Raw genomic sequence first — 5,177 nt, forward strand, 5'->3', positions numbered from 1 at the left:
CTCGCCGTCGGCCTGGTCGCCAGGCCTCTGGGGTCCGGTACGGGTCCCCACCGGCAGCGGCTACACACCGGTGACACCGGCGCGGGTCCTCGGGCCCCGCTCGGTCGGCGCCCAGGGCACCGTCGGCGTCACGGTGGCAGGCCACTACGGAGTCCCGGCGAACGCCACCTCGGTGCTGGTCGACGTCGGGGTGAGCGGGACCAAGGCGAGCGCGGGCTCGGTGTCGGCCGAACCGCACGGCTCTGCCGTCCCCACCTACGGAACCCTCTACTGGAACAGCTCGACCCAGTCCGTGGTGCACTCGGCAGTCGTACGGCTCAGCGGGGGCGCCCTGGACGTCCACAACAGCAGTTCCCGGAGCGCGCCGGTGTACGTCGACGTGCTGGGCTACTACGCGCCCGGGTCCGGGAAGCTGCTCAAGCCGGTCCGGCCGGCCTATGTGTTCAACACCGCCCAGGGAGTGGGGCAGGCCCAGAAGGCCCCGCTCGGGGCCAGGACGACGGTCGGCGTGCCGGTGCGTGGCAAGGCCGGGGTGCCCACCACCGCCGCGTGGGTGGTGCTCAACCTGGCCGTCGGCAGCCCCGGCACCACGGGCGGCCTGACCGTCTGGGCGCACGGGGCGACCCGTCCCGGACTGTCGATGCTCACCTGGGACGCCCACGGCGACCAGTCGGCGAACCTGGTGACGGTCCCCCTCGACAGCACCGGGCAGCTCGACTTCTACAACTCCGGCGGCGGCAGCGTGGACGTCGCGGCGAGTGTCGTGGGCTACTACGGCCCCACATCGAGCGGATCCCTCGTCGCCACGGCTCCGTCGACCGTCCTGGACACCCGCCGCGGGATCGGGCGCAGCGGTACCTCGCCGCTGGCCGCCCAGAGCGTTCTCAAGCTGCGCGTGACGGGAGGCGTCGTCCCCCGGGGAACAACCGGAGTGCTGGTGGAGCTCGGGACGATCCCGAGCAGCGGCGGAGGCTCGCTGACCGCATGGACCGATGGGACGAGCCAACCGTCCCCGGCCAGTGTGTACTGGACCTCCGGCGGGCGTGTCACGACCAACCTGGCCGTGGTGCCGGTGGGCTCCAACGGGGTGATCGACCTGCGCAACAACGGGTCGAGGAGCGTGGCCGTGTTCGCGGTGGTCCTGGGCTACTGGACGGGCTGAGCCGAGCCGGCAAACCTGGTGCGCAGACCGGACGCTCCTGGTCCGTCGCACCCGCGCGCCCCGTAGCGGACCGACGGTACGGTGCGTGCGGGACGGTCCGGTCGGGGCGCGTCGGACGACGACCGGCTGGTCGCGCGCCGTGCCGGAGCGGGTGCCCGGCCGGATGCATGGCCTGCTCGCCACAGGGTGAACGGCCCTGCGGAGATCCCTCGCCCGGGCACGGTTCGAGCCGGTCGGCGCCAACGGCCCGGGCCGGCTCGAAGGGCGCGCATATGTGGCCGCAGCCTCCCGAAGGAGACGGCTCTTGGCGGGCTTGGGCGGCCCCCGGCAGTACGTCGTATCCGGAAGGCGGCCCTGGACGCGGTGTCCGACCTGCCAGCCGCCGGGACGCGGTCCTGGTCGCCTTCTCGGGTTCCGATGATCTGGAGACGCGCCGGGATCCCTCCCTTGGAATCTCGCCGGAGTCCTCCGCCTACCCGGAAGCTCTTCAGGACGATCACCAGCGGGCCAAGGAGCTCACTGACCTCCAGGGACCCCCGGGTAGGTGAACCGTCGCCACCCGCCACCTCCACCCGAACCACGGGCCCGGCCGGGAACACCTCCGGCCGGGCCCGCCTCGGCGCTACCGTGGTCGCATGAGCGAGTCCGTGGAGTTCGAGGGCGCTGACGCCGCAGCCGTCCAGGCAGCCGCCGACGAGGCCGGCATGCCGTTTGCCGAGTACGTCCGCCGGGCAGCCGTGCACACTGCCGTCCGCACCCGCGCGCTGGACGCCGCCACTGAGGCAGCCGCCTACACCCGGGACGTGTTCGCCCAGGCCGAGGCCGCGGAGTCCCCCCAGTGGCATGGATACCGCGACGCCGAGCGGGACGCCGCCGTGCGCCTGTCCGCTGATGCGCACGGCACTGCCGCGTGACGCACTTCCTGGACGCCCGGCTCCTCCTCGACATCGCCAGCCGCCTGGACGGCGACCCGGCCTGCGACGACCTCGGTGTCCTTGTCGCCGTCGAGGCCCGACACCGCGCCGTACTCATGGGCCGGGAGGTGTACGGCTCGGACTGGCTCAAGGCCGGAGCCATCCTGGAAGAGCTGGCCCGCCACCCCTGCCTGGAGGCCCAGAACTGGGTCTTCGCCTGGGCCGCGACGCAGGCGTTCCTCGCCGCCAACGGGCACACCCTCGACTACAAGCCCGCCGCCGCCCTGGCCCTCGTCCGAGACGCGGGCGCACACCGCATCGGCGTGCGGCAGATCGCCGTGCAGCTCCGCGACTGGGCCGTCTCCTGACCGACCTCGCGGATTCCTCCCGTTGGGGGCCGTCCCCGGGGCCGTCCTCGGGGCTGTGAAGGAGTGAGGGCCGTCATCGCTCACGGTGCGCTGGGTGCAGGGCTCGTGGCCTTCTTCGCAGCGGCGGCCCTGGCAAGGTCGAAGGCGGCGACGGGGTCGGACTCCTGCGTCCAGGGCCATGCCCCGCACCAGGCGCCGATGAGCCGGAACTGCTCCAGTGCCGCATCGTGGAGGCCTGCGTCGCTCAGGTAGTGAGCCAGCAGATGCCGCAGCGGGGGAAGACGCTCATCGTCGGCGGGGACATGGTCGAGCGATCGGACGACCTCCTCGAGCAGAGGCCTGGCATCGCGTGCGGCGGGCAGGGCGGAAACTCCGTGACGCTGCTCCAACTCGCGGAGCGCATGCAGGTACATCCCGGCGAGTGGACTGCCGACCGGTGCTGAGCGGACCGCCTGTTCGGCGAACTGCAGCATCAGCCTGTCCGATCCGGCCCACTTGGCGCACCAGAACTGCAGAGCCTGGCCGTGCCCTTCGTAGTGGTGCGGGGCACGCGCGACCAGGCCCTCCCACATCGGGCGGAACCGGTCGTGGGAGTACCGCGCTCCGCGGGCGGCGGTCACCATGACGACCCATGGACCAGGATCCTTGGGGGCGAGCAGCGTGGCTGCGCGAGCTGCCTCGATCGCGGCGGGCAGCAGTTCCGTGAACCGGGCCATCCGGTCGGCCGGCACCTTGTGTGCGTACTCCGTGCCGCGGATCGCCCACGCCTGGTCCACGAGCAGCAGGGCCCGCAGGGTGGCAGCGTCACCGTTGTCCGGCTGCGCCTGGTGCCAGGCGTCCAGCCACGCCGCGTCTCGGTGGGCGATCTCCTGGAGCAGTTGGAGCCGGGACCAGCGCTCGTCCCAGTCGGTGGCCGCCGCCTCCACGTACGCCGCTGCCGGCCGCCAGTCGCCGCCCCAGGCTGCGTCCGCGATGGCCTGCATCGCCTTGATGCGGTAGGGCGGCAGGGGCGGACCGGCCCGGCGGGCGCTGAGCTGCTCCCGAGGCGCGAGCCCGTGGGCGGCGGTGTCGAACCGGGTGCGTGCCCAACGCGCGGTCGCATCGAAGCGGCGCATCCGCCGCGGAAGGCGGACACGCACGCGGGAGGGGGAGCGGAGCAGGGCGCCGAACAGCAGGAGCAGCACCAGCGGAAGGACGGTGGCCATGGCGAGATCATTTCCGGTTCCGGCGGGGGAGGGCAACGACTTTGTCCGGCCCGCCGAGCGACGGCTCCGCCCTACGGGTCCCGTGGCTGCACCTGCAGCAGCCCCCGGCTCCGGCGCCTTTCACTGGCGCCGGTGGAGCGCGTTCATCTCCAACAGTTGGTCGACCACTATCCGGCAGGCGTCGCCGACCTCGGATGCCTGGGTCCGGCACCAGATCGGCGTCTTCCTCCGGAAGGCGGCATCCGCCTCACGGTGACGCGTGTGGGTGGCCTTTCACGGACTGGCTGTCGACGACGAGGGCGACCGGCCAGGGGCTGTATCCGCCGCACAGGCGGATCCGGCGCCGCAGGTGGTGAATGATCTTCAGCAGAGTTCTGTTCTTGGTCGAGCGGGCGAAGACACGGTCCGCCACGGCGGTGGGAAGTCCGCTGGCAGGGAGCGCCATTTGGCACCGTTGTCGACGATGTAGAGGATCGCATCGACGATCTCGTGGCGTGGGTGGGCCTCTGGGCGGCCGCCGTGCGGGGTCCGGCGGGCCGGGACGGAGAGGAGGGGTTCGAGCAGGGCGCATTCGGCGTCGGTGGTGTCCCAGGGGTAGTAGCGCCTGCGCATGGCAGGGGCCCTCCCTTCCGGACGGGGATTGTGCTGGTCGTGGGGTTGGTCAGCGGTTGTTGCCGCTGGCACGGGCCCCACACCGATGCCGAGCTCGCGACACTCCGGTGGTTCCTCACCGGCAACCCAAGACGGGGGAGCGCCGTGCCCACAAGCGTTGGCGACCTGCTAGCCCGTTGGGCTGATCCTCCGACCAGCCTTCCGCCTGTGCGTCTCCGGACTGCCACAGTGACTGCATGGCCATCACCACCCTCAGAAATGACCTCGGCGGCCGGCAGGGGGGCTGCACCATCGTCTGCGACGGTTCGCTCGGCGACCGCTGCACCGCCTCCCTGCACTACCCGTTCGCCGACCTCGCCGGCGACTCGGCAGACCCGCCGCTTCCCGCCTTGACCGAGCGCGCGGTGGAGCTGGCCACCGAAGCCGGGTGGCGCAGCAGCCGGGCGGGCGAGTACTGCCCGGGGTGCGTCTCAAAGGCGCCGACCGACGACGAGTGGCTGACCAGCGTCGACTGAGCACCAGCGGGAGCACCGTCGCCTTGATCCCTTAGGGTGGCGGGCGTAGGGCGCGGGGGAACGCCTCCTGCACGCGAAGGACACTCCCGTGAGTGCTACGCCCGCCCGCCGTGTTCGAACACGCCCCCGGCCGGGAGCGGGAAGGCAACGCCCTCGTACCCGGCCTCCACGTCCGCATCGAAGGCGCCCTGCCCATCACCGGCTGGGGCGAGCACACCATCCCCCGCCGCGAACCGCTGCGCCACCCCCGCACCTGCCGCAACTGGCAGTTCGCCTGGTGGCTTCGCCTGAACCGCAACGCCCCCGGCGCCCCCCACTCATGCGACCCAAGCCCCCAACCGGCAACCCCGACCAGCTCAGCCTCATCTGATTCAAGGCGTTGCAGCGGCAACCGCCACTCC

General features: G+C 72.2%; 6 protein-coding genes and 1 pseudogene. 5 read left to right on the forward strand and 2 right to left on the reverse strand.

Annotated elements, in window-relative coordinates:
• The 3 genes and pseudogenes from AOK09_RS36555 to AOK09_RS36565 all read left to right on the forward strand — a co-directional run.
• A pseudogene (locus AOK09_RS36555) lies at positions 1 to 1,162 on the forward strand (hypothetical protein); the annotation flags it as partial.
• A 635-nt stretch (positions 1,163 to 1,797) separates the two neighbouring features.
• On the forward strand, positions 1,798 to 2,076 hold the full coding sequence (locus AOK09_RS36560) for a hypothetical protein (RefSeq protein ID WP_157876201.1): 279 nt from the start codon (positions 1,798 to 1,800) through the stop codon (positions 2,074 to 2,076).
• Positions 2,073 to 2,444, forward strand: coding sequence for a hypothetical protein (locus AOK09_RS36565; RefSeq protein ID WP_055591467.1), 372 nt, complete (start codon positions 2,073 to 2,075; stop codon positions 2,442 to 2,444). Before AOK09_RS36560 ends, AOK09_RS36565 begins: the two co-directional genes overlap by 4 nt.
• 80 nt (positions 2,445 to 2,524) lie before the next feature.
• On the opposite strand, the gene AOK09_RS36570 is transcribed toward AOK09_RS36565, so the two are convergent.
• Both AOK09_RS36570 and AOK09_RS38665 read right to left on the reverse strand, forming a co-directional pair.
• Positions 2,525 to 3,649 (reverse strand): hypothetical protein, encoded by a 1,125-nt coding sequence (locus tag AOK09_RS36570; RefSeq protein ID WP_055591468.1) that lies wholly within the window; start codon positions 3,647 to 3,649, stop codon positions 2,525 to 2,527.
• A gap of 363 nt (positions 3,650 to 4,012) precedes the next feature.
• Positions 4,013 to 4,261: a transposase gene (locus AOK09_RS38665; protein WP_079063717.1), complete on the reverse strand. Its 249-nt coding sequence runs from the start codon at positions 4,259 to 4,261 to the stop codon at positions 4,013 to 4,015.
• Between the two features lie 236 nt (positions 4,262 to 4,497).
• Between AOK09_RS38665 and AOK09_RS36580 the strand changes: the two genes are divergently transcribed.
• A complete protein-coding gene (locus tag AOK09_RS36580) occupies positions 4,498 to 4,776 on the forward strand; it encodes a hypothetical protein (protein WP_055591470.1) in 279 nt (92 codons plus the stop codon).
• Between the two features lie 110 nt (positions 4,777 to 4,886).
• A partial coding sequence (locus AOK09_RS41535) for a hypothetical protein (protein WP_217698543.1) occupies positions 4,887 to 5,177 on the forward strand: 291 nt, incomplete at its 3' end.

The organism is Peterkaempfera griseoplana, assembly GCF_001418575.1.
Classification (GTDB): Bacteria; Actinomycetota; Actinomycetes; order Streptomycetales; family Streptomycetaceae; genus Peterkaempfera; species Peterkaempfera griseoplana.